Below are 23520 nucleotides of genomic sequence, written 5' to 3' on the forward strand. Positions count from 1 at the left end.
TCTCTACGAGCAAACCCCGGCCCTAAAAAGCCGGGGTTTTTGCTTTTTCGCTCTCCCTATAAGTGAGAGCGTTGTGGGTTCGGCTCCGAACAAAGTGCTTGACACTTTCCGGATGTTCCCCCATAATCATCAGTTCTCTGCGGAGGGGTGCCCGAGTGGCTAAAGGGGGCAGACTGTAAATCTGTTGGCTTACGCCTACGTTGGTTCGAATCCAACCTCCTCCACCAGAATTCAGCTGAAGTTAAGTGTCGGGAATCGGCAATAGTCGGCAAACTTCGCGGGTGTAGCTCAATGGTAGAGCAGAAGCCTTCCAAGCTTACGACGAGGGTTCGATTCCCTTCACCCGCTCCAGCAAAGCAATAAAGCAGTGCCAGAGCAGTTTTCGCCCATGTGGCTCAGTGGTAGAGCACTCCCTTGGTAAGGGAGAGGTCGGCAGTTCGATCCTGCCCATGGGCACCAGCCGGTTTCTAGCGAGCCTCAGAGGCCTCGCATCGAGCAGGCAGCAGCAAGCCAGTGATTGTTTGCGCGCCCCGCGCAACGTACGGAAAAATCCTCTTAGGAGTCGAAAATGGCCAAGGGTAAGTTTGAGCGGACCAAGCCGCACGTGAACGTGGGCACGATCGGTCACGTTGACCACGGCAAGACCACGCTGACGGCAGCGATCACGACGGTTCTGACGCAGAAGTTCGGCGGCGAAGCCAAGGCGTACGACCAGATCGACGCAGCACCGGAAGAAAAGGCACGTGGTATTACCATCAACACCGCGCACGTCGAGTACGAAACGGCTAACCGCCACTACGCACACGTCGACTGCCCGGGCCACGCTGACTACGTGAAGAACATGATCACGGGCGCGGCGCAGATGGACGGCGCCATCCTGGTGTGCTCGGCCGCTGACGGCCCGATGCCGCAAACGCGTGAGCACATCCTGCTCGCCCGTCAGGTTGGCGTGCCTTACATCATCGTGTTCCTGAACAAGTGCGACATGGTCGACGACGCCGAGCTGCTCGAGCTCGTCGAAATGGAAGTGCGCGAACTCCTGTCGAAGTACGACTTCCCGGGCGACGACACGCCGATCATCAAGGGTTCGGCCAAGCTGGCGCTGGAAGGCGACACGGGCGAGCTGGGCGAAGTGGCGATCATGAACCTGGCCGACGCACTGGACACGTACATCCCGACGCCGGAGCGTGCAGTTGACGGCGCGTTCCTGATGCCGGTGGAAGACGTGTTCTCGATCTCGGGTCGCGGCACGGTGGTGACGGGTCGCGTCGAGCGCGGCATCGTCAAGGTCGGCGAGGAAATCGAAATCGTCGGTATCAAGCCGACGGTGAAGACGACCTGCACGGGCGTGGAAATGTTCCGCAAGCTGCTCGACCAGGGTCAGGCAGGCGACAACGTCGGTATCCTGCTGCGCGGCACGAAGCGTGAAGACGTGGAGCGCGGCCAGGTGCTGGCCAAGCCGGGTTCGATCACGCCGCACACGCACTTCACGGCTGAAGTGTACGTGCTGAGCAAGGACGAAGGCGGCCGCCACACGCCGTTCTTCAACAACTACCGTCCGCAGTTCTACTTCCGTACGACGGACGTGACGGGCTCGATCGAGCTGCCGAAGGACAAGGAAATGGTCATGCCGGGCGACAACGTGTCGATCACGGTGAAGCTGATCGCTCCGATCGCGATGGAAGAAGGTCTGCGTTTCGCAATCCGCGAAGGTGGCCGTACCGTCGGCGCCGGCGTGGTCGCAAAGATCATCGAGTAAGTTTTTTGCCAGTCTCGTTGATCGACTAAGTGGTTTCGGGGTTGGCGATGCCGCCAACCCCAAAATGGTTTAGGGGTATAGCTCAACTGGCAGAGCGTCGGTCTCCAAAACCGAAGGTTGGGGGTTCGATTCCCTCTGCCCCTGCCAACTTCTCGCGCCTCTGGCGCGTTGTTCTTTAAGGTGTTATGGCGAATCCTTCCGTCGAAACTGTTAATACTTCCAGCGACAAGCTGATGCTTGTGGCGGGCGTATTGTTGGTTGTGGCCGGGTTCGTAGGGTTCTACTGGCTCGGTAGCCAGGAGTGGTATGTCCGCGGTGCGGCGCTCGCAGTGGGCGTGATCGCGGGGGTGGTAGTCGGTCTTCTTTCGGCGCCCGGCAAGAGCTTCATCGCGTTTGCCAAAGACTCGTACAAGGAAGTTCGCAAGGTCGTCTGGCCGACTCGCAAAGAGGCCACGCAAACGACACTGGTGGTCTTCGGTTTTGTGCTGGTAATGGCCATCTTTCTCTGGGTTTGCGACAAATCCATTGAGTGGGTGATTTTCTCGGCGATTCTGGGTTGGAAATGATATGAGCGATACACCGGTATCCCCGAGCGGAAAACGTTGGTATGTGGTGCACGCCTACTCCGGTATGGAGAAGAGCGTGCAACGTGCGCTTCAGGAGCGCATCGACCGTGCTGGCATGCAGGACAAGTTTGGCCAGATCCTCGTGCCGACTGAAGAAGTGGTCGAGGTGAAGGGTGGTCACAAATCGGTGACTGAACGTCGTTTCTTCCCGGGCTATGTCCTGGTTGAGATGGAAATGACGGACGAAACGTGGCACCTCGTGAAGAACACGGCAAAGGTGACCGGTTTCGTTGGCGGGGCGCGTAATCGCCCGAGCCCGATTTCGCCGCGCGAAGTCGAAAAGATCATGTCGCAGATGCAGGAAGGCGTTGAGAAGCCGCGCCCCAAGACCCTGTTCGAAGTCGGCGAGATGGTCCGCGTGAAGGAAGGTCCCTTCACGGACTTCAACGGCAGCGTCGAAGAAGTCAACTACGAAAAATCGCGCGTTCGGGTCTCCGTCACCATTTTTGGTCGCGCCACACCGGTCGAACTCGAATTCGGCCAGGTCGAAAAGCTGTAAATCGAATACGACGGATCGCATCTTTGGTGCGGTCCGTTTTTCCGCGCTTACGGTCCGCGTTATGGCCGTAGAGGAGCGTCAGTAGTTCAGTCGGCTGTAGATGTCGCCAAAGCAGTTGGCACAGCGAAGATTGCAGCGAACGCGCGCTACCACTCACCTGAACGCTTACGCGTTCCAATGAGGTTTTCAACATGGCAAAGAAAATCATTGGCTTTATCAAGCTGCAGATTCCTGCAGGTAAAGCCAACCCGTCGCCGCCGGTCGGTCCGGCACTGGGCCAGCGCGGCCTGAACATCATGGAGTTCTGCAAGGCGTTCAACGCGCAGACCCAGGCGATGGAACCGGGTCTGCCGATTCCGGTCGTCATCACGGCATTCGCGGACAAGAGCTTCACGTTCGTCCTGAAGACGCCGCCGGCTACGGTCCTGATCAAGAAGGCAGCGAAGGTCGACAAGGGTTCGGCCAAGCCGCACACCGATAAGGTCGCTACGATCACGCGCGCGCAAGCCGAAGAAATCGCCAAGACCAAGATGCCGGACCTCACGGCAGCGGATATGGACGCAGCGGTCCGCACGATCGCTGGTAGCGCCCGTTCGATGGGCATCGTCGTGGAGGGCGTGTAAATGGCTAAGGTTTCGAAGCGTCAAAAGGCACTCGCCGCCAAGGTCGACAGCCAGAAGCTGTACCCGATCGTCGACGCACTGTCGCTCGTGAAGGAATGCGCCACGGCGAAGTTCGACGAGTCGATCGACGTCGCAGTCCAGCTCGGCATCGATGCGAAGAAGTCGGACCAGGTCGTTCGCGGCTCGGTCGTGCTGCCCGCAGGTACCGGCAAGTCGGTTCGCGTCGCAGTGTTCGCGCAAGGCGAGAAGGCTGAGCAAGCCAAGGCTGCTGGTGCCGAAATCGTCGGCATGGAAGACCTCGCTGAGCAGATCAAGGGCGGCAACCTGAATTTCGACATCGTGATCGCTTCGCCGGACACGATGCGTATCGTCGGTACGCTCGGCCAGATCCTCGGCCCGCGCGGCCTGATGCCGAACCCGAAGGTCGGCACCGTGACGCCGGACGTCGCTACCGCGGTCAAGAACGCGAAGGCGGGTCAGGTGCAATTCCGTGTCGACAAGGCCGGTATCATTCACGCGACCATCGGCCGTGCATCGTTCGAGCCGACCGCGCTGCGCAGCAACCTGGACGCGCTCCTCGAAGCGCTGACCAAGGCGAAGCCGGCAACGAGCAAGGGCGTGTACCTGCGCAAGATCGCTGTCTCGAGCACGATGGGCGTTGGCGTTCGCGTCGACCAGTCGTCGCTGGCAGCCTGAGTGCCGCGGTAAGCGTCGCAACAGTTTTGCCGCGCTGAGGTCCGAAGCGAAGCTGGGTCGGACCGCGGCGCGGATTTAAAGGGCTTTGGGCGGTTGGGTGGTGGCAGTTCCGCATCGCACAACCGGTTGTCAAAGACCGTTGGCGGAGGTGCAGCAGTTGGGTGCTTCCTTAATGTAAAGCCAACGCAGATGGCGAACCCGAAAAGGTTTTGAAGTGCTGTAGTGAGTGGAAGCGGGCGGTAACGTCTGACGAAGCAAACTGAGTTACTCCGGACTGGTCGGTCGCCGTTGTTGAACGCGGCATCTGGCGTGTAAGCGTTGGGTGTCGAATCTGGAGGTTAACCGTGCCACTGAACAAAGAAGGTAAGCAGGCCGTCGTGGCTGAAGTCTCCGCGCAAGTCGCGAAGGCTCAGACCGTCGTGTTGGCCGAGTATCGTGGAATCGCGGTTGGCGATCTGACCAAGCTGCGCGCGAAAGCGCGTGAGCAGCAGGTGTACCTCCGCGTGTTGAAGAACACGCTGGCGCGTCGCGCCGTTGAAGGTACCCCGTTTGCTCCGCTGGCAGAGCAGATGACTGGCCCCCTGATCTACGGCATCTCGGAAGATGCCATTGCTGCCGCGAAGGTCGTCAATGACTTCGCGAAGGGCAATGACAAGTTGGTCATCAAGGCTGGTTCCTACGAAGGCAAGGTGATGGACAAGGCAGGCGTGCAAGCGCTGGCCAGCATCCCGAGCCGCGAAGAACTGCTCTCGAAGCTGTTGTTCGTTATGCAAGCCCCGGTTTCCGGCATGGCGCGTGCTCTGGCAGCGCTGGCGGAAAAGAAGCAAGCCGAAGCTGCGTAATAACGACAGGCAAGCGAGAAAGATCGCTAGCTGTTTCCGAATTCAAATCTGGAGTAATTTCAAATGGCAATCGCAAAAGAAGACATCCTCGAAGCCGTTGGCTCGATGTCGGTTCTCGAACTGAACGAACTGGTCAAGGCTTTCGAAGAGAAGTTTGGCGTGTCGGCAGCTGCTGTGGCAGTCGCTGGCCCGGCAGGCGGCGGCGCAGCAGCTGCTGCTGAAGAGCAGACCGAATTCACGGTCAACCTGCTCGAAGCAGGCGCGAACAAGGTTTCGGTCATTAAGGCCGTTCGTGAACTGACGGGTCTCGGCCTGAAGGAAGCGAAGGACCTGGTCGACGGCGCACCGAAGCCCGTGAAGGAAGCGGTGCCCAAGGCTGCTGCTGAAGAAGCGAAGAAGAAGCTGGAAGAAGCCGGCGCGAAGGCTGAAATCAAGTAAGTTTCAGCGCGCTGTGCGAAGGCTGGCGGTTTTTACACCGCCGGCCTTTTTGTGCTTTGTGGGTTCTGCGTTTTTGTGTTCGATTTTTTGAAGATCGGAGGCGGGATGCGGGACCCAGAAGCCAAAGAAAAACGTCTTGTGCAGGGTGGGATTTTGATCGCCGTCTGTGCGCACGACGCTTCTCTTTGTCTTCTGAAGCGACTGCAGAAGGCAAGTTTGGTCGGGCAGCGGGCAAGTTATGACAAGCCGGTATCCGCTGCCGTCAGCCAGCGGTTGGTAGAGGCCAACCACCAAGCTTCCAGGGCTCGCGCAGCCATCGGGTCTCAGTCGGTGAACACTCGGGTCGTCCTACCCGCCGTGATTCGGAGATCGTATGCAATATTCCTTCACCGAGAAGAAGCGTATTCGCAAGAGTTTCGCGAAACGCCCCATCGTTCACCAAGTTCCTTTCCTGCTGGCTACCCAGCTTGAATCATTCAGCACGTTTCTGCAAGCAGAAACGGCGACCGCACAACGCAAACCGGAAGGTCTGCAGGCTGCGTTTACGTCCGTTTTTCCTATTGTTTCCCATAACGGCTTTGCTCGTCTAGAGTTCGTGAGCTACATGCTCTCGCCGCCGGCATTCAACATCAAGGAATGCCAGCAGCGGGGCCTGACGTACTGCTCGGCGCTGCGCGCCAAGGTCCGTCTCGTGCTGCTCGACAAGGAATCGCCGAGCAAGCCGGTCGTGAAGGAAGTGAAGGAGCAGGAAGTGTACATGGGCGAAATTCCGCTCATGACGCCGACGGGCTCGTTCGTCATCAACGGCACCGAGCGTGTCATCGTCTCGCAGCTGCACCGCTCGCCTGGCGTGTTCTTCGAGCACGACAAGGGCAAGACGCACAGCTCGGGCAAGCTGCTCTTTTCGGCACGTATCATTCCTTACCGCGGTTCGTGGCTCGACTTCGAGTTCGACCCGAAGGACGTGCTGTACTTCCGCGTCGACCGCCGCCGCAAGATGCCGGTCACGATCCTGCTGAAGGCCATCGGCCTCACGCCGGAACAGATCCTCGCGAACTTCTTCGTGTTCGACAACTTCTCGCTGATGCCGGAAGGCGCGCAGATGGAGTTCGTGCCCGAGCGTCTGCGTGGTGAAGTCGCGCGCTTCGACATTTCGGATCGCGACGGCAAGGTCATCGTCCAGAAGGACAAGCGGATCAACGCGAAGCACATCCGCGACCTCGAAAACGCGAAGACGACGTTTATTTCGGTCCCCGAAGATTATCTGCTCGGCCGCGTTCTCGCGAAGAACGTTGTCGACGGCGACACGGGCGAAGTGATCGCGAACGCGAACGACGAAATCACCGAAAGCGTGCTCGACAAGCTGCGCGAGGCGAAGATCAAGGACATCCAGACGCTCTACACGAACGATCTGGACCAGGGTCCGTACATCTCGTCGACGCTGCGTATCGACGAAACCGCCGACAAGATGGCCGCGCGCATCGCGATCTATCGCATGATGCGTCCGGGCGAGCCGCCGACCGAAGAAGCGGTCGAGGCGCTGTTCAATCGCCTGTTCTACAGCGAGGAAGCGTACGACCTCTCGAAGGTGGGTCGTATGAAGTTCAACCGCCGCGTGGGCCGTGACGAAATCGTCGGCCCGATGACGCTGCAGGACGACGACATCCTCGCGACCATCAAGATCCTCGTCGAGCTGCGCAACGGCAAGGGCGAAGTGGACGACATCGACCACTTGGGCAATCGTCGCGTGCGTTGCGTGGGCGAACTCGCGGAGAACCAGTTCCGCGCGGGTCTCGTGCGCGTCGAGCGTGCAGTCAAGGAACGCCTCGGCCAGGCCGAAAGCGAAAACCTGATGCCGCACGACCTGATCAACTCGAAGCCGATTTCGTCGGCGATTCGCGAGTTCTTCGGTTCGTCGCAGCTGTCGCAGTTCATGGACCAGACCAACCCGCTCTCGGAAATCACGCACAAGCGCCGTGTTTCCGCACTGGGCCCGGGCGGTCTGACGCGTGAGCGCGCAGGCTTCGAAGTCCGCGACGTGCACCCGACCCACTATGGCCGCGTGTGCCCGATCGAGACGCCGGAAGGTCCGAACATTGGTCTGATCAACTCGCTCGCGCTGTACGCGCACCTGAACGAATACGGCTTCCTCGAAACGCCGTATCGCAAGGTCGTGGACAGCAAGGTGACCGACCAGATCGACTACCTGTCGGCGATCGAAGAAGGCCGTTACGTGATCGCTCAGGCGAACGCGGCAGTGGCCGACGACGGCACGCTGACCGACGAACTCGTCTCGTCGCGTGAAGCCGGCGAAACGCTGATGGTCACGCCGGACCGCATCCAGTACATGGACGTGGCGCCGTCGCAGATCGTCTCGGTTGCAGCCTCGCTGATTCCGTTCCTCGAGCACGACGACGCGAACCGCGCACTGATGGGCTCGAACATGCAGCGTCAGGCCGTGCCTTGCCTGCGTCCGGAAAAGCCGGTCGTCGGTACGGGTATCGAGCGCACCGTTGCGGTCGACTCGGGTACGACGGTTCAGGCGCTGCGTGGCGGCGTGGTCGATTACGTCGACGCGGGCCGTATCGTGATTCGCGTGAACGATGATGAAGCGGTCGCCGGTGAAGTCGGCGTGGACATCTACAACCTCATCAAGTACACGCGTTCGAACCAGAACACGAACATCAACCAGCGTCCGATCGTGAAGATGGGCGACAAGGTTGCGCGCGGCGACGTGCTGGCTGACGGCGCATCGACCGATCTGGGCGAGCTCGCGCTCGGCCAGAACATGCTGATCGCGTTCATGCCGTGGAACGGCTACAACTTCGAAGACTCGATCCTGATCTCGGAGAAGGTGGTTGCGGACGATCGCTACACGTCGATCCACATCGAAGAACTGAATGTCGTTGCACGCGACACGAAGCTCGGACCGGAAGAAATCACGCGCGACATTTCGAACCTCGCGGAAGTGCAGCTTGGCCGTCTCGACGAGTCGGGCATCGTGTACATCGGCGCGGAAGTCGAAGCGGGCGACGTGCTGGTGGGCAAGGTCACGCCGAAGGGCGAAACCCAGCTCACGCCGGAAGAAAAGCTGCTGCGCGCGATCTTCGGCGAGAAGGCTTCGGACGTGAAGGATACGTCGCTGCGCGTGCCCTCGGGCATGAGCGGCACGGTCATCGACGTGCAGGTGTTCACGCGCGAAGGCATCACGCGCGACAAGCGTGCACAGCAGATCATCGACGATGAACTGAAGCGCTATCGCCTCGACCTGAACGACCAGCTGCGCATCGTGGAGGGCGACGCGTTCCAGCGTCTCGCGCGCATGCTCGACGGCAAGGTCGCGAACGGCGGTCCGAAGAAGCTCGCGAAGGGTACGAAGATCGACCAGGCTTACCTGGAAGACCTCGACCACTACCACTGGTTCGACATCCGCCTCGCGGACGAAGAAGCAGCGGCGCAGCTCGAAGCGATCAAGAACTCGATCGAAGAAAAGCGTCACCAGTTCGATCTGGCGTTCGAAGAGAAGCGCAAGAAGCTCACGCAAGGCGACGAACTGCCGCCGGGCGTGCTGAAGATGGTCAAGGTGTACCTCGCGGTCAAGCGCCGTCTGCAGCCTGGCGACAAGATGGCAGGCCGTCACGGTAACAAGGGTGTCGTTTCGAAGATCGTTCCGATCGAAGACATGCCGTACATGGCCGATGGCCGTCCGGCAGACGTCGTGCTGAACCCGCTCGGCGTGCCGTCGCGGATGAATGTGGGTCAGGTTCTCGAAGTGCACCTGGGCTGGGCCGCGAAGGGTCTGGGCTGGCGTATTGGCGAGATGCTCGCCCGTCAGACCAAGGTTGCGGAGCTGCGTGAGTTCCTCACGAAGATCTACAACGAATCGGGCCACAAGGAAGACCTCGACAGCTTCAGCGACGACGAGATCCTCGAACTCGCGAAGAACCTGCGCGAAGGCGTGCCGTTCGCGACGCCGGTGTTCGACGGTGCGACCGAAGAGGAAATGGGCAAGATGCTCGATCTGGCGTTCCCGGACGACATCGCGCACAACCTCGGCATGACGCCGTCGAAGAACCAGGTGCGTCTGTACGACGGCCGCACGGGCGAGATGTTCGAGCGCACCGTGACCGTGGGCTACATGCACTACCTGAAGCTGCACCACCTTGTCGACGACAAGATGCACGCGCGTTCGACGGGGCCGTACTCGCTCGTCACGCAGCAGCCGCTGGGTGGTAAGGCGCAGTTCGGTGGCCAGCGTTTCGGTGAAATGGAAGTGTGGGCGCTCGAAGCGTATGGCGCTTCGTACGTGCTGCAGGAAATGTTGACGGTGAAGTCGGACGACGTGACGGGCCGCACGAAGGTGTACGAGAACCTCGTCAAGGGCGATCACGTGATCGATGCAGGCATGCCGGAATCCTTCAACGTGCTGGTGAAGGAAATCCGCTCGCTCGGTATCGACATCGACCTCGACCGCAACTAATCGGACTACGGAGAGAAGGCAATGAAAGCTCTGCTCGATCTATTCAAGCAAGTCCAACAAGAAGAAGTTTTTGACGCGATCAAGATCGGTCTGGCCTCGCCGGACAAGATCCGCTCGTGGTCGTTCGGTGAAGTGAAGAAGCCGGAGACCATCAACTACCGTACCTTCAAGCCGGAACGGGATGGCCTGTTCTGCGCGAAGATCTTCGGGCCGATCAAGGACTACGAGTGCCTGTGCGGCAAGTACAAGCGCCTGAAGCACCGTGGCGTGATCTGCGAGAAGTGCGGCGTTGAAGTCACGCTGGCGAAGGTGCGCCGCGAACGCATGGGCCACATCGAGCTGGCGTCGCCAGTCGCGCACATCTGGTTCCTGAAGAGTCTGCCGAGCCGTCTGGGCATGGTGCTCGACATGACGCTGCGCGACATCGAACGCGTGCTGTACTTCGAAGCGTACGTGGTGATCGAACCGGGCATGACGCCGCTGAAGGCGCGTCAGATCATGACCGAAGAGGATTACTACAACAAGGTCGAAGAGTACGGCGACGAATTCCGCGCCGAGATGGGCGCGGAAGGCGTGCGCGAACTGCTGCGCGCGATCAATATCGACGAACAGGTCGAGACGCTGCGCACCGAGCTCAAGAACACGGGCTCGGAAGCGAAGATCAAGAAGTACGCGAAGCGCCTGAAGGTGCTCGAGGCCTTCCAGCGTTCGGGCATCAAGCCCGAATGGATGGTGCTCGAAGTGCTGCCGGTGCTGCCGCCCGAACTGCGTCCGCTCGTGCCGCTGGACGGTGGCCGTTTCGCGACTTCGGACCTGAACGACCTGTATCGCCGCGTCATCAACCGTAACAACCGTCTGAAGCGTCTGCTCGAGCTCAAGGCGCCGGAGATCATCGTCCGCAACGAAAAGCGGATGCTCCAGGAAGCGGTTGACTCGCTGCTCGACAACGGTCGTCGCGGCAAGGCGATGACGGGCGCGAACAAGCGTCCGCTGAAGTCGCTCGCCGACATGATCAAGGGTAAGGGCGGTCGTTTCCGTCAGAACCTGCTGGGTAAGCGCGTCGACTACTCGGGCCGTTCGGTCATCGTGGTGGGTCCGACGCTCAAGCTTCACCAGTGCGGTCTGCCGAAGCTGATGGCGCTCGAACTGTTCAAGCCGTTCATCTTCAACAAGCTGGAAACGATGGGCGTTGCGACGACCATCAAGGCTGCGAAGAAGGAAGTCGAGAACCAGACGCCGGTGGTGTGGGACATTCTGGAAGAGGTGATCCGCGAGCATCCGGTCATGCTCAACCGCGCACCTACGCTGCACCGTCTTGGCATTCAGGCTTTCGAGCCGGTGCTGATCGAAGGTAAGGCAATCCAGCTGCACCCGCTCGTTTGCGCGGCGTTCAACGCCGACTTCGACGGTGACCAGATGGCTGTTCACGTTCCGCTGTCGCTCGAAGCGCAGATGGAAGCGCGTACGCTCATGCTCGCGTCGAACAACGTCCTGTTCCCGGCCAACGGCGATCCGTCGATCGTGCCGTCGCAGGATATCGTGCTGGGCCTGTACTACGCCACGCGTGAAGCGATCAACGGCAAGGGCGAAGGCATGACGTTCACGGGCGTGTCGGAAGCGATCCGCGCGTACGAGAACAAGGAAGTCGAGCTGGCCTCGCGCGTGAACGTGCGTATTACCGAAATGGTCCACAACGAGGACAAGTCGGAAGGCGCACCGGCATTCGTGCCAAAGATCTCGCTGTACGCGACCACGGTCGGCCGCGCGATCCTCTCGGAAATTCTGCCGCCGGGCCTGCCGTTCTCGGTGCTGAACAAGCCGCTGAAGAAGAAGGAAATCTCGCGTCTGATCAACACTGCGTTCCGCAAGTGCGGTCTGCGCGAGACGGTGATTTTTGCTGACCAGCTGATGCAGTCGGGCTTCCGCCTCGCAACGCGCGCCGGTATTTCGATCTGCGTGGACGACATGCTCGTGCCGCCGCAGAAGGAAACCATCGTCGGCGAAGCCGCGAAGAAGGTGAAGGAGTACGACCGTCAGTACATGTCGGGTCTCGTTACCGCGCAGGAACGCTACAACAACGTGGTCGACATCTGGTCGAACACGTCGGAAGCGGTCGGCAAGGCGATGATGGAGCAGCTCTCGACGGAACCGGTCATCGACCGTGACGGTAAGGAAACGCGTCAGGAATCGTTCAACTCGATCTACATGATGGCCGACTCGGGCGCGCGGGGTTCCGCGACCCAGATTCGCCAGCTGGCGGGTATGCGCGGCCTGATGGCGAAGCCGGACGGCTCGATTATCGAAACGCCGATTACCGCGAACTTCCGCGAAGGTCTGAACGTGTTGCAGTACTTCATCTCGACCCACGGTGCACGTAAGGGTCTGGCTGATACGGCACTGAAGACCGCGAACTCGGGTTACCTGACGCGTCGTCTCGTCGACGTCACGCAGGATCTCGTGGTCGTCGAGGAAGATTGCGGCACGTCGAACGGCGTGGCGATGAAGGCCCTCGTGGAAGGCGGTGAAGTCGTCGAAGCGCTGCGCGACCGTATTCTCGGCCGTGTGGCGGTGGCTGACGTCGTCAATCCGGAAACGCAGGAAACCATCTACGCGTCGGGCGATTTGCTCGATGAAGACGCGGTTGAGACGATCGAGAGCCTCGGCATCGACGAAGTGCGCGTGCGCACGCCGCTCACCTGCGAAACGCGCTATGGCCTGTGCGCCTCGTGCTACGGCCGCGACCTCGGCCGCGGCTCGCGCGTGAACGTCGGCGAAGCCGTCGGCGTGATCGCGGCACAGTCGATCGGCGAACCGGGCACGCAGCTCACGATGCGTACGTTCCACATCGGTGGTGCGGCATCGCGTGCGGCAGTGGCCTCGTCGGTGGAAGCCAAGTCGAACGGTACGCTGCGCTTCACGGCGACGATGCGTTATGTCACGAGCGCGAAGGGCGAGCAGATCGTCATCTCGCGTTCGGGCGAAGCCATCATCGCCGACGATCACGGCCGCGAGCGCGAGCGTCACAAGGTGCCGTACGGCGCGACGCTGCTGCAGCTCGACGGTGCGGCGATCAAGGCCGGTACGCAGCTCGCCACGTGGGACCCGCTCACGCGTCCGATCATCACCGAGTACGGCGGTACGGTGAAGTTCGAGAACGTCGAAGAAGGCGTGACCGTGGCCAAGCAGATCGACGACGTCACGGGTCTGTCGACCCTCGTCGTGATCGACGCGAAGCGCCGCGGTTCGCAGGCGGCGAAGAGCGTGCGTCCGCAGGTCAAGCTGATCGACGCGAACGGCGACGAAGTGAAGATCCCGGGCACGGAGCATTCGGTGCAGATCGGCTTCCAGGTCGGCGCGCTGATCACCGTGAAGGACGGTCAGCAGGTTCAGGTGGGTGAAGTGCTCGCACGTATCCCGACTGAAGCGCAGAAGACGCGTGACATTACCGGTGGTCTGCCGCGTGTGGCGGAACTGTTCGAAGCACGTTCGCCGAAGGACGCCGGTATCCTGGCGGAAGTCACGGGTACGACGTCGTTCGGTAAGGACACGAAGGGCAAGCAGCGTCTCGTCATCACGGACCTCGAGGGCAACCAGCACGAGTTCCTGATCGCGAAGGAAAAGCAGGTGCTGGTCCACGACGGTCAGGTCGTCAACAAGGGCGAAATGATCGTGGACGGCCCGGCCGATCCGCACGACATCCTGCGTCTGCAGGGTATCGAGGCGCTGTCGCGCTACATCGTGGACGAAGTGCAGGACGTGTACCGTCTGCAGGGCGTGAAGATCAACGACAAGCACATCGAAGTGATCGTGCGTCAGATGCTGCGCCGCGTGCAGATCACCGACAACGGCGATACGCGTTTCATCCCTGGCGAACAAGTCGAGCGTTCGGACATGCTCGACGAGAACGACAAGATGATCGCGGAAGACAAGCGTCCGGCGACGTACGAGAACGTGCTGCTCGGTATCACGAAGGCATCGCTCTCGACCGACTCGTTCATCTCGGCGGCATCGTTCCAGGAAACGACCCGCGTGCTGACCGAAGCGGCGATCATGGGCAAGCGCGACGATCTGCGTGGCCTGAAGGAAAACGTGATCGTCGGCCGTCTGATTCCGGCCGGTACGGGTCTCGCGTTCCACAAGGCGCGCCGTGCGAAGGAGTCGTCGGATCGCGAGCGTTTCGACCAGATCGCAGCGGAAGAAGCGTTCGAGTTCGGCACGCCGGAAACCCCGGCTGCAGAAGTGCCGGAAACGCCGCACCAGCCGCACACGACGGACGAGTAAGCGCGGGGCGGCGCAAGCCGCTTCGTGCCGTCCTTGCTGGAATGGCTTCGCAAAGCCGCCTGGTAATAAGCCAGGCGGCTTTTTTTTATTGGTTCGGGCAAGAGCGTCCGACGAGCGCTTCGTTTGTCCAGTTCCGACGCTGGTGCTGCTTGCTTCAGAGGAGGTATGCGCGTCAAAGTAGATATTTCGTATTCCAATAAATATGGCATCCTGAGTATTAAGCTGAAAACTCCAAGTCTCATACGGCGACGGACTTTCATATTGCTTTTCGGATTTGTCCTACATTCAGGCGCGAGCACGCTCGATAGCATGCGCTAGCGTCGTCGCCTCCCCCGTAGCTGCGGGCTGGAAATCGCGTCGACATCTCGCAGATCGGAGCGATGCGCAGTTGCAACGACCCTTCGCATCCGCTCAAGCCTGGGTAGTGGAATGGATGCTGATATTCGAAAGATGCCGCTGTCTCACGCGGCATTCTGGCTTTGCCTTTACCTTGCAACGGGCGCCTTGTCGGGCCAGTTCAACGTCAATACGGCCGCGCTTGCCCCCTACGTCTGGTTGCCTGCCGGCGTTAGCCTCGCGGCCATGCTGTTGTCTCGCAGCAGTTCGAGCATTCCGCTTGCCATCGCGTTCGCGGTGCTTCAGTCCGTACTTTCGCATCTGGGCGGCCGCGACGTTCCGTCATCGCTCGTGCTCGGCGCGCTGGCCGGCGCCGCGCCGTTAGCCGCCGCGACGATCGTTCGCTGGATGCGCGTACCGCTCGAGGGCTTGCATCTGCTGGAGGCGGTTGTCGTTGCCGCACTGGTGAGCGCAGTGCTGCTTGGCGGTGGCGGTGCCCTCTACTTCGCGCTGACGAAGGGCATGTCGTTCACGACGCAGTGGCTCCCGTGGAGCGCCGCGATCTTTGTCGGCGTATGCATTACGCTGCCGTTGCTCACGGTCTGGGCGCAATTCCGGCCCCGGCGCTCCTCGCAGCGTAACGACAGCCGCGAGCTGGTCGGCTATCTCTCGTTCGCCACGATGGCCGGCATGACGTGGTGGTTGTTCGACAGCGCGACGGCCACGCGCCTCAGCGAGACCGGCGTCACTTGCCCGCTTTATTTGCCGATGTTCTGCGTCGTGATCGTCGCGATCGTCGGCGGCGTGCGCGGAGGCACGCTCGCAGTGCTGGTGCTGACGCTGATCTGTCTCGGCCACACCGCGCGCGGCGAGGGCCCCTTTGCGTCCCCTTCGGCGCCCGCCTCGCTGTCCTTGTTGCAGGCGCAACTCTATATCGGCATTTCGGCGATGCTCGTGCTGATCGTGCACGCGCTGCGCGATGCCGAAACACAGGCGTATGTCCAGGCCGACCGGTGGCGCACAGATATCGAACTCGCGCTTGCCGGGAGTGCCTCGATTGCCTACACGGTCGATTGCGCGACGCAAAGCGTGCAGTGGTACGGCGACGTCCGGCGCGTGACGGGGTATCCCGCGACATCGCTGTCCACGGTCGAGGAAGTTCTCGCGATCGTGCACCCGCACGATCGCGGACGCTTGCGCGAGCGCTGGAACACGCAGGAAGTCTCCACGTCGCAAGCGCCGGCGTATTTCGCACTGCGTCTGACGAGTTCGCTTTCCGCCAACGTCTCGATCGAACTGGCCGACATCGGTTCGCCGCTTTCCGATGGCAACGGGCACGTCGCGTTCATTGCCGGCGTCTGGCAATACCCTTCGTCCTCGGTGAAGTGAGTCATGGCTACCCGCATTGGCGCACTTCTGATCCACGGATTGGGTGGTACCCAGTACGACCTCGGCTCGATGCACCGGCATCTGAAGCGCTCCGGCGTCGAGACGCATTCCTTGACACTGCCGGGCCACGGAGAGACGCCGGAGGCCCTGGTGTCGGTCCGGGCCGAGGCCTGGATCGAAGCCGTCACGCAGAAGTACCGCGAGCTCGTCGATCAATACGAAGTCTTCCACGTGATGGGCATGTGCATGGGCGCGCTGCTCGCGGCCGCATTATGCGCGCGGGAGCGTCATGCCACGGGTCGGCTCGTTACGCTCGCCCCGCCGATTTATATCGACGGATGGAGCACCCCGTGGTGGCGCGCCGCGCGGCACGTCGCCTACCGACTGCCGCTGCTGCCTTCGAAAATGAAAATCGAAGAGGGCGAGCCGTACGGCATCAAGAACGCACTGGTGCGCAACATCGTCAAGGCGAAGTTCGCGCGCGGCGACAAATTCCACTACCCATGGGTGCCGCTCGCGTGCATCCGCGAAGTGGACCGTTTGCGGCGCCGGGTTATGCGCGATCTGCATTTGATCCCATGCCCGACTCTGGTCGTGCACGCGCGCGAAGACGAACTGACGAGCCTGAAGTCGGCGGCGTTCATCGCGCGCAACGTGCAGGACGCGCGCGTCGTGGTGCTCGAAAACAGCTATCACATGATCTGTATCGACAACGATCGCGAACAGGTCTTCGGCGGCGTGCTCGACTTTCTCGGCGTGACCGAGCAGGCGGGCTGCCCGGCGGTCGCCTTCGAGCCGTGTTCGGCCGCGGATATACGGTCAATCGTCGAGCGCTTCACGCGTGCCATGTGCGAGCAGCGCTACGAAGACGTGTTTCCGCTCTTTTCCGCCGATGTTCGCTGGGACCAGCGCGGCGCGAGCCCGGTGGCGCGTGTCTACGAGGACCGTAACGCGCTGATCGATCTCTTCTCGCAGTTTGTGTCGTTATCCGCGAATTCGTTTCGCGTGACGGGCTTCGACGATCCGGTGTTCGGCGCCGATGCCGTGCATGTTCGCCTGCACAGCGAGGCCAGGGCGGCCGGAGCGACGCTGATGGCGAGCGGCGTGCTGCAGATGACATTCGGCAACGGTCGAATTCGTGCCGTCGTGTACGAGCCGGATCGCCGCGCCCTGGAAGACGCCTTTTGGAGCGAGGCCGCCGCGGCGGTCGGCGGCGATGCCCGCGAGACGCTGGCCGGGCCAGGCAGGGGCGAGGCATTGCCGACCGGTGCGGCACTCGACATGGCGTTTGAAGAGGCGGCCGCCAGGGTCAGCGCGATTGCGCGTCCGCTCGCGCCGGCGACGCTGCTGAAGTTGCGTGCGCTCTTCAAACAGGCACGTTCGGGCGATGTCGTCGGTGCACGGCCCGGCATGACGGACGTGATCGGACGCGCGAAGCACGACGCCTGGGCCGAAATGCGTGGCAAGTCGCGCGAGGCCGCGATGGGCGAGTATGTGGCGCTCGCGCGCAGTCTGATGGACGAGTAGCGTTATGTGGCTTCGTTCTGCTTGCGCTGTCGCCCTGATCGTCGGCAGTGTACTGGCGAGCGGCGCGCGCGCTGAAGCCGTGATCGCGTCGCTTGCGCCGCCGGGCAGCCAGACGGTGGCCCAGACGGCGACCGTCACACCGCATCCGCGCATTTGCCTCGCCCTGTCAGGCGGGGGCGCGCGCGGGTATGCGCACCTCGGCGTGTTGAAAGAACTCGAAGCCTGCATGTGCCGATCGACTGCATCGCGGGAACGAGCATGGGCGCCGTGATTGGCGCGCTCTACGCGAGCGGCATGTCCGCAGACGCCATCGAACAGGCGCTTTCCACGCAGAAGCTGGGCGATGTCGCTTTCGATCGCGATGCCCGGCGGGACTTGCCCGAAGCGTTGCGCGAAGACGATCTCATGTATCCGATCGGCGTGCCAATGGGTTTTGGCGGCGGTCGTCTTAAGATGTCCTCAGGACTGGTGCAGGGTACGAAGCTCACTGCGTTGTTGCGCACCTATACCGGGCAGTACCCGGGCGACATCGATTTCGACCATCTGCCGATTCCATTTCGCGCCGTCGCGACCGACCTCGAGACCGGCGAGCGCGTGGTGCTGCGCAACGGCTCGCTTGCGCTGGCGGTGCGGGCCAGCATGGCGGTGCCCGGCCTCTTCGCGCCGGTGAAGCTCGACGGCCGCACGTTGATCGACGGCGGCGCCGCGTCGAATCTGCCGATCGACGTCGCGCGTGAAATGGGTGCGGACGTTGTGATCGCCGTCGATATCGGGACGCGCCTTGCCCGCGCCGAACAACTCGATTCGATGGCGGCCGTCACATCGCAAATGATTCGCTTCATGATGGCGCGCAATGTCGCCGCGCAGAAGGCGACCTTGCGCCCGACCGATGTCCTGCTCGAACCCGAGCTCGGCTCGCTTTCGTTCACCGACTTCGGCGCGATGGAGCAAGGCGTTACGGCGGGCGCCGCGGCGGTGAGGTATAGCAGCGGGCAACTGGCGGCCATTTCGCTCAGCGAGGCGCAGTATGTATCCTGGCGCGCGGGCCTTTCGCATGCCGATTCGCTGCCTGCTGATACGCGCATCGACCGCATCGAAGTGACGACGTACGGGCGTGTGCCGCCTGGCTGGATCGAGGAGGCATTGAACGTCAAGCCCGGCGACGTGTACGACCCGCCGCGCGTCGAGGGCGCGCTCGCCGACATGGCGCGCACCGCCGATCTCGAAAGCGTTTCGCAGACGCTCACCGGGCCGCCGGGCGAGCGTGTGTTGCGAGTGGACGCTAGCGAAAAGAGCTGGGGACCGAATTTCCTCCTGTTCGGGCTGGGCGTGTCGACCGATTTCAACGGCAACGGGGCGTTCACGCTGCAGATTGGCCACCGTCTGCCCTGGATCACGCAAAGCGGTCTTTCCTGGCGCAACGACGTGGTGCTTGGCAGTCGAGATCTCGGCTGGCGCACCGAGTTGCGCCAGCCGGTCCTGGGGCGGGTGTATCTGGCACCGTATGCGTCGATCCTGCGCAACGACGTGAACTTTTATGCGGACAACGACGTGAAGGAGCGCCCGGTGGCGGCGTACGTGCAGCAGGAGCTGCGTGCAGGGCTCGACGTGGGCGTGCCGCTCGGCAACTGGGGCGAGGCGCGAGCCGGCATTGCGAAAGTGCGCACGTCATACCAACCGCAGTCGTCGATACTGACACAAGTCGACAGCGGCGACGGTTCGAGCATGCTGACGGTCGGCAGCCTGGCGGCCTTCGCGGTGACGCAGACCGTTGCGGGCATCGGCGTGAAGATCGACCAGCTCGACGATTCGCTGTTTCCGCGTCATGGCCTGTACGTCGACACGCGGGCGGAGTTGGGCCTCGGCGGTGCCGACGACCGTTATGACATCGCGTATTTGCGCGGCCTGTGGGCGGCGAGTCGCGGCGTCGTCAGCATGAATGCGGCGGTCGAAGTCGGCGGCCAGATCGGCGGTAATCGCACCTCGCCGAGTTACCTGTTCAGCCTGGGCGGGTTTCAGCGGCTCTCGGCCTACGGTCAGGACCAGTTCAGTGGCCCCTGCATCCTGTACGGGCGCGTGACCGGGCTCGCACAGCTGTCCAAAGGCGACTCTGGGCCGCTGCGCGGGATTTTCGCCGGCATGAGCGTGGAAGGCGGCAACGTATGGAACAGTCCGCAGCAGTTCGCCCACGGACCCTGGTTGAGCAGCGTGAGCGCTTTCGTCGGCACGACGACTGCGATCGGCCCGTTGTACTTCGGCGCGGCAGTGGCGCCGCGCGGCGTGCACAGCGTGTACTTTCAGCTCGGCAACCGCTTTTGAACTCGCTGGATTTCAAGAAAGGTGCTTGTTGCCCGTCTGCAAGGCGTGAAGATCAACGACAAGCACATCGAAGTGATCAGCCGCACACGACGGACGAGTAAGCTTCTGGCGAACCTGGTTCGCTATCAGTTGAAAGTGTTGGATGAAATCCGCCTGGGTCAACCGGGCGGATTTTTTGCCGTGCGCCCAGCATGGGCGCCCTCCTGCGGGTGCAAGTCCCGCCATAAGCTGGTCACGGCGAATGAAGTGAAGCGCAACTGCATGAGGGCGACCGAGTGTGGGGAGGAAGCGTGGAGCGTAAATCGCGAGCCGATGGACAAGAACTGCATAGAAGGCGCTGCCGGGCAGGGCGAGCCAGATGCCCGCGCGAGCGGTGGCGGCGCGCGGTGAAGCCGCGCGTGAAGCCGTGAGCGCGAAGCCTGGAACTCGCGGCATGAGACGGAGGGCACAGGGTCGGCGCTGCTGGAAGCGGCGCCGACGAGAGAGAACCTGCGGCAGGCGGTCAAACGGGTGGCGGCCAACAGCCATCGCTGGTGGCGCAACAGCAGCAAGCTGCTCAACGGCGCGCTGCCCATTGCCTGGTTCGACCGACTCGGCTTACCCCGTCTCTTCTAACCTCAACTTCCCGAACCGCCCGGTGCGGACCCGCATGCCGGGTGGTGTGGCAGGGGCGTAGCCTGTTGGCTATCCCCTATGCCGATCGCGCCAATCGAGGCGCGGTATTTTGTCATGGCAAACGTTCGTACACGCAACTTCCCTGCACGGGGTGGCCGCCCATGCTAATGTGGCGCCTCGCGCGGCCCGCGCGTCTGTCGGACGGGCTTTGTCGTGTAACTTTTACCCATTCCGGAGGCGTGAATCATGTGGGTTGTTGGAGTCGGTCTGATATTGAATCTGGTGGCGTCGGTCGGGATCTTCTCGTACTTGCTACACCATGTTGGCATCCAGCCTGCCGCAACGTTCTTTGCGATCTTCCTGGTCGTGTGGGCCTTCATCATCATCGGATTCATCATGCAGCTCGCGGGAAAAACGCGTATGGGTGCGCTGCTGATTTCGATCGGCTCACTGGTTTTCGTGCCCGTTGGGCTCGTCGCGATTATTGGCAGTATTCGGGTGGCGCGCCGGCAAGGCGCGCTCGCGGCTGGCGGCCGTACCCTCTGAGTTTGTAATTCGTGTTCGATGCCACGCTCGTGGCATCGAACTTTTCTGAAGAAATTCGTACCGCCAAAATATATCGTTATCCGAATTAAAATCATTCAATTACGTTTGGTGACGCCGCTTCCGGCATGTGCTGTTTCGGATACGTCTGAATTTATTCACTCTCCCTCCTCGTTATTCCTAAGTGCAGGCCCATCTTTACGGACTCGATTCCGTTGAGAAAAATCAAGGCACGGGCCGAATCGCACAAATTTCACAAATACCAGTCCTCTCAATTTCATCTAGCGACTAAAGTTGCGCAACGCTGTAGTTCACACCAGATGAAAAGCGCGGGTTTTCAGATATGCAGCCTTTGAGCATCGGCTCGGGTTGTGTTTCGGGAGCATCGCGCAAAAACATTGAACAGTGCTGGTGGTGCTGCAGCTTCAAATGAAAAAAGCGTACGGGGTATATCGTTAGATATGCGAATTGGAATTGATATCGTAGAAACGGGCCGGATTGCTCAAGCAATCGAGCGCACAGGCGACGCCTTCGTCGCGCGCCTGATCTCAGCCGAAGAAATGCATGGCCTCGACCAGCCGACCAATGTCGAGCGCGTGGCCGGCATTTGGGCGGCCAAGGAAGCGGCCGTTAAAGCCCTCGGAACGGGCTTTCGCAATGGCATTACCTTTCACGACATCCAGATTCTTCATGACGAGCTGGGTAAGCCGTATTTCGCATTTTCCGGCGAATTCGAGAAGGTCATGCGGGCCGAGAATCTGCAAACCTCGCTTTTAACTATTTCGCATTGCAGAACACATGCGGTGGCAGCCGCCGTACTCGATTAACCAGCTCGAAAGTGAAGAATCATGGCTATCTATCCGGATCTTGAAGGCAAGACCGTAGTGGTGACCGGCGCCAGTGGCGATCTCGGTATGGCAATTTGCCGGAAATACCTGGCGCTCGGCAGTAATGTGCACGCGCTTTACAACACCGCGAAAGCTGGCCTCGAGGCGCTTGCGTCCGAGCCGGATAGCGCCGGCCGCCTGACCATCGCGAAATGCGATGTGGGAAATCGGGACGAGGTCGAGCAACTGCGCAGTGAACTGGAGCAGCGCGTCGAAGCTGTCGATGTTCTCATCAATAACGCGGGCATCTGTAAGGATAACCTGGTTTTGGCCATGACGTTCGAAGAGTTCGACGAAGTGGTGCGCGTCAATCTCCATGGGACCTTCAATATGACCCAGGGAATGATGAGGCTGATGAGGCACGCGCAACAGGCCAGCATCGTGAACGTGACGTCCGTTGCGGGCGTGACGGCGAGCTTCGGTCAGTCCAATTACAGCGCGGCCAAAGCGGGTATTTCCGGCTTTACGCGCTCGATTGCCAAGGAACTCGCCTCGAAAGGGATCCGGGTCAATGCCATTGCACCGGGCATGATCGAGTCACGAATGGTCAAGAAGGTGCCGCGCCACATCGCACGCACCATCTTCGATGCCATCCCCCTCAACCGCTTTGGGCGTCCCGAAGAGATCGCCGAGGTGGTCGCGTTTCTTGGTTCCAACGCCTCAAGCTACATCGTCGGGCAGACGCTGGTGGCCGACGGTGGTCTTGTAATGCGCTAATTTGCGGAAATTTTTCATGTCCAAGCTAGATCGAAGTCTGATGCCTGCGCAGCAGTTATTTGAAATTGGTGTATGGAGGTCCCCGATATTCATGGTGGACCGCATCACCGATATTGTGCCGGGCGAAAAGGGGTGTATTACCGTCGTCAAACACGTCACGTTTAACGAGCCCTATATTGCCGGCCACTTTACCGACAATCCCATCATGCCGGGCGTGATGATTGCCGAGATATTTGGTCAGGCCGGCGAGTATTGCCGCTTCTTCAGCGATATCTGCGCAGCATACGAACAGGAAACGGGACGCGTCGCGAAGCGCTTCGACGACGTGGCCGAAATCATTGCCACGCCCGAAGGCAAACGCATCATGCACGAGAAGCGTGAAAAGGCGATTGGCTTTCTCGCGGCCCAGAACCTCAAGTTCAAGAAGGTCGTTTATCCGGGCGACACCATCTACGCAGAGTGCAGGGTGGCTTTTGTCGACGCCCAAGGCTTCAATCACTTCAACGTGGAGGCGCGCGTCGGGCGCCATGTGGTTACCGAGGGGACCATCATCAATTTCCGGACTGACCGGGACAAGATCGGCGGTGATGTGACCGCCGGAATCTCACGATAAAGAGCGAAAACATGACCAGCACAACGATCCTGGATGACGTAAATCGACGCAAAGCGGTACTCGAAAAGCTCAAGGCCGGGCTGATCCAGCGTCTGAATCTCCCTCAGACCGTCGCGCAGATCGACGACGACACGCCGCTCTTCGGCAGCGGCCTGCGCCTCGATTCCGTCGATGCAACCGAAGTTTTCGTGCTTCTCGACGAAGCCTTCGGAATTCGCGTGTCGGAGGGCGATGAGCCTTCCTATCTGCGCAGTATCAACACGCTTGCTTCGTTCATTCTCTCCCGGCGCGAAGACGCGCACGCCACGGCGGCCTGAGGGCCGACCGATC

20 protein-coding genes and 4 tRNA genes are annotated in these 23520 nt (G+C 61.1%); 23 read left to right on the top strand and 1 reads right to left on the bottom strand.

Going from position 1 to position 23520, the window contains the following annotated elements:
- Positions 1-141 precede the first annotated feature (141 nt).
- The 11 genes from U5775_RS15915 (at position 142) to rplL (ending at position 5483) form a co-directional block, all read left to right on the top strand.
- Positions 142-227, top strand: a tRNA-Tyr gene (locus U5775_RS15915).
- 50 nt (positions 228-277) lie between these two features.
- Positions 278-351: transfer RNA gene (locus U5775_RS15920), tRNA-Gly, on the top strand.
- A 33-nt stretch (positions 352-384) separates the two neighbouring features.
- Positions 385-459: transfer RNA gene (locus U5775_RS15925), tRNA-Thr, on the top strand.
- A 109-nt stretch (positions 460-568) separates the two neighbouring features.
- Entirely contained in the window at positions 569-1759 is a 1191-nt protein-coding gene (tuf, locus tag U5775_RS15930) for an elongation factor Tu (protein WP_322059084.1), read from the top strand.
- 71 nt (positions 1760-1830) lie between these two features.
- A tRNA-Trp gene (locus U5775_RS15935) sits at positions 1831-1906 on the top strand.
- A 38-nt stretch (positions 1907-1944) separates the two neighbouring features.
- On the top strand, positions 1945-2325 hold the full coding sequence (secE, locus tag U5775_RS15940) for a preprotein translocase subunit SecE (protein WP_322059085.1): 381 nt from the start codon (positions 1945-1947) through the stop codon (positions 2323-2325).
- A 1-nt stretch (position 2326) separates the two neighbouring features.
- Positions 2327-2884: a transcription termination/antitermination protein NusG gene (gene nusG / locus U5775_RS15945; protein ID WP_322059086.1), complete on the top strand. Its 558-nt coding sequence runs from the start codon at positions 2327-2329 to the stop codon at positions 2882-2884.
- 191 nt (positions 2885-3075) lie between these two features.
- The gene (rplK, locus tag U5775_RS15950) at positions 3076-3507 is read left to right on the top strand and encodes a 50S ribosomal protein L11 (RefSeq protein WP_027821100.1); all 432 of its coding nucleotides are present in this window, start codon (positions 3076-3078) and stop codon (positions 3505-3507) included.
- Positions 3508-4203 (top strand): 50S ribosomal protein L1, encoded by a 696-nt coding sequence (gene rplA / locus U5775_RS15955; RefSeq protein ID WP_322059087.1) that lies wholly within the window; start codon positions 3508-3510, stop codon positions 4201-4203.
- Between the two features lie 344 nt (positions 4204-4547).
- Positions 4548-5045, top strand: a complete 498-nt coding sequence (rplJ, locus tag U5775_RS15960; RefSeq protein ID WP_028222172.1) for a 50S ribosomal protein L10 — start codon at positions 4548-4550, stop codon at positions 5043-5045.
- A gap of 63 nt (positions 5046-5108) precedes the next feature.
- Positions 5109-5483, top strand: a complete 375-nt coding sequence (gene rplL, locus U5775_RS15965) for a 50S ribosomal protein L7/L12 (RefSeq protein ID WP_027821097.1) — start codon at positions 5109-5111, stop codon at positions 5481-5483.
- A 3-nt stretch (positions 5484-5486) separates the two neighbouring features.
- Here the strand turns inward: rplL and U5775_RS15970 are convergent, their stop codons facing one another.
- Complete coding sequence (locus U5775_RS15970) at positions 5487-5774, bottom strand: hypothetical protein (RefSeq protein WP_322059088.1); 288 nt, start codon at positions 5772-5774, stop codon at positions 5487-5489.
- A gap of 82 nt (positions 5775-5856) precedes the next feature.
- On the opposite strand from U5775_RS15970, the gene rpoB reads away from it, so the two are divergent.
- From rpoB to U5775_RS16035, 12 genes are all read left to right on the top strand, one after another.
- A complete protein-coding gene (gene rpoB, locus U5775_RS15975) occupies positions 5857-9963 on the top strand; it encodes a DNA-directed RNA polymerase subunit beta (protein ID WP_322059089.1) in 4107 nt (1368 codons plus the stop codon).
- Positions 9964-9984: 21 nt separating this feature from the next.
- The gene (rpoC, locus tag U5775_RS15980; RefSeq protein WP_322059090.1) at positions 9985-14244 is read left to right on the top strand and encodes a DNA-directed RNA polymerase subunit beta'; all 4260 of its coding nucleotides are present in this window, start codon (positions 9985-9987) and stop codon (positions 14242-14244) included.
- A gap of 450 nt (positions 14245-14694) precedes the next feature.
- Complete coding sequence (locus tag U5775_RS15985) at positions 14695-15969, top strand: MASE1 domain-containing protein (RefSeq protein ID WP_322059091.1); 1275 nt, start codon at positions 14695-14697, stop codon at positions 15967-15969.
- A gap of 3 nt (positions 15970-15972) precedes the next feature.
- The gene (locus tag U5775_RS15990) at positions 15973-17496 is read left to right on the top strand and encodes an acyl-CoA-binding protein (protein WP_322059092.1); all 1524 of its coding nucleotides are present in this window, start codon (positions 15973-15975) and stop codon (positions 17494-17496) included.
- A 4-nt stretch (positions 17497-17500) separates the two neighbouring features.
- Entirely contained in the window at positions 17501-17767 is a 267-nt protein-coding gene (locus U5775_RS15995) for a hypothetical protein (protein ID WP_322059093.1), read from the top strand.
- Entirely contained in the window at positions 17755-19815 is a 2061-nt protein-coding gene (locus U5775_RS16000; RefSeq protein ID WP_322059094.1) for a patatin-like phospholipase family protein, read from the top strand. Before U5775_RS15995 ends, U5775_RS16000 begins: the two co-directional genes overlap by 13 nt.
- Before the next feature lie 45 nt (positions 19816-19860).
- Positions 19861-20205, top strand: a complete 345-nt coding sequence (locus tag U5775_RS16005; RefSeq protein ID WP_322059095.1) for a hypothetical protein — start codon at positions 19861-19863, stop codon at positions 20203-20205.
- Positions 20206-20676: 471 nt separating this feature from the next.
- Positions 20677-20976: a hypothetical protein gene (locus tag U5775_RS16015; protein ID WP_322059096.1), complete on the top strand. Its 300-nt coding sequence runs from the start codon at positions 20677-20679 to the stop codon at positions 20974-20976.
- A gap of 395 nt (positions 20977-21371) precedes the next feature.
- Positions 21372-21800, top strand: coding sequence for a holo-ACP synthase (gene acpS / locus U5775_RS16020; RefSeq protein WP_322059097.1), 429 nt, complete (start codon positions 21372-21374; stop codon positions 21798-21800).
- Between the two features lie 21 nt (positions 21801-21821).
- Positions 21822-22577, top strand: a complete 756-nt coding sequence (gene fabG, locus U5775_RS16025; protein WP_322059098.1) for a 3-oxoacyl-ACP reductase FabG — start codon at positions 21822-21824, stop codon at positions 22575-22577.
- 16 nt (positions 22578-22593) lie between these two features.
- Positions 22594-23190 carry a 3-hydroxyacyl-ACP dehydratase FabZ family protein gene (locus U5775_RS16030; RefSeq protein WP_322059099.1) on the top strand — a complete coding sequence of 199 codons (597 nt, stop codon included), beginning with the start codon at positions 22594-22596 and terminating at the stop codon, positions 23188-23190.
- An 11-nt stretch (positions 23191-23201) separates the two neighbouring features.
- Positions 23202-23507 (top strand): acyl carrier protein, encoded by a 306-nt coding sequence (locus tag U5775_RS16035; protein WP_322059100.1) that lies wholly within the window; start codon positions 23202-23204, stop codon positions 23505-23507.
- The last annotated feature ends 13 nt before the right edge of the window (positions 23508-23520 follow it).

Origin of the sequence: Paraburkholderia sp. J63, assembly GCF_905220245.1 — a bacterium.
Lineage (GTDB): Bacteria > Pseudomonadota > Gammaproteobacteria > Burkholderiales > Burkholderiaceae > Paraburkholderia.

What these genes read in the sequence shown, in the direction of transcription:
- tuf (WP_322059084.1), top strand. Translation starts at nt 569, where the DNA reads ATGGCCAAGGGTAAGTTTGAGCGGACCAAGCCGCACGTGAACGTGGGC.
- secE (WP_322059085.1), top strand. Translation starts at nt 1,945, where the DNA reads ATGGCGAATCCTTCCGTCGAAACTGTTAATACTTCCAGCGACAAGCTG.
- nusG (WP_322059086.1), top strand. Translation starts at nt 2,327, where the DNA reads ATGAGCGATACACCGGTATCCCCGAGCGGAAAACGTTGGTATGTGGTG.
- rplK (WP_027821100.1), top strand. Translation starts at nt 3,076, where the DNA reads ATGGCAAAGAAAATCATTGGCTTTATCAAGCTGCAGATTCCTGCAGGT.
- rplA (WP_322059087.1), top strand. Translation starts at nt 3,508, where the DNA reads ATGGCTAAGGTTTCGAAGCGTCAAAAGGCACTCGCCGCCAAGGTCGAC.
- rplL (WP_027821097.1), top strand. Translation starts at nt 5,109, where the DNA reads ATGGCAATCGCAAAAGAAGACATCCTCGAAGCCGTTGGCTCGATGTCG.
- rpoB (WP_322059089.1), top strand. Translation starts at nt 5,857, where the DNA reads ATGCAATATTCCTTCACCGAGAAGAAGCGTATTCGCAAGAGTTTCGCG.
- rpoC (WP_322059090.1), top strand. Translation starts at nt 9,985, where the DNA reads ATGAAAGCTCTGCTCGATCTATTCAAGCAAGTCCAACAAGAAGAAGTT.
- U5775_RS15985 (WP_322059091.1), top strand. Translation starts at nt 14,695, where the DNA reads ATGCCGCTGTCTCACGCGGCATTCTGGCTTTGCCTTTACCTTGCAACG.
- U5775_RS15990 (WP_322059092.1), top strand. Translation starts at nt 15,973, where the DNA reads ATGGCTACCCGCATTGGCGCACTTCTGATCCACGGATTGGGTGGTACC.
- U5775_RS15995 (WP_322059093.1), top strand. Translation starts at nt 17,501, where the DNA reads ATGTGGCTTCGTTCTGCTTGCGCTGTCGCCCTGATCGTCGGCAGTGTA.
- U5775_RS16000 (WP_322059094.1), top strand. Translation starts at nt 17,755, where the DNA reads ATGGGCGCCGTGATTGGCGCGCTCTACGCGAGCGGCATGTCCGCAGAC.
- U5775_RS16015 (WP_322059096.1), top strand. Translation starts at nt 20,677, where the DNA reads ATGTGGGTTGTTGGAGTCGGTCTGATATTGAATCTGGTGGCGTCGGTC.
- fabG (WP_322059098.1), top strand. Translation starts at nt 21,822, where the DNA reads ATGGCTATCTATCCGGATCTTGAAGGCAAGACCGTAGTGGTGACCGGC.
- U5775_RS16030 (WP_322059099.1), top strand. Translation starts at nt 22,594, where the DNA reads ATGTCCAAGCTAGATCGAAGTCTGATGCCTGCGCAGCAGTTATTTGAA.
- U5775_RS16035 (WP_322059100.1), top strand. Translation starts at nt 23,202, where the DNA reads ATGACCAGCACAACGATCCTGGATGACGTAAATCGACGCAAAGCGGTA.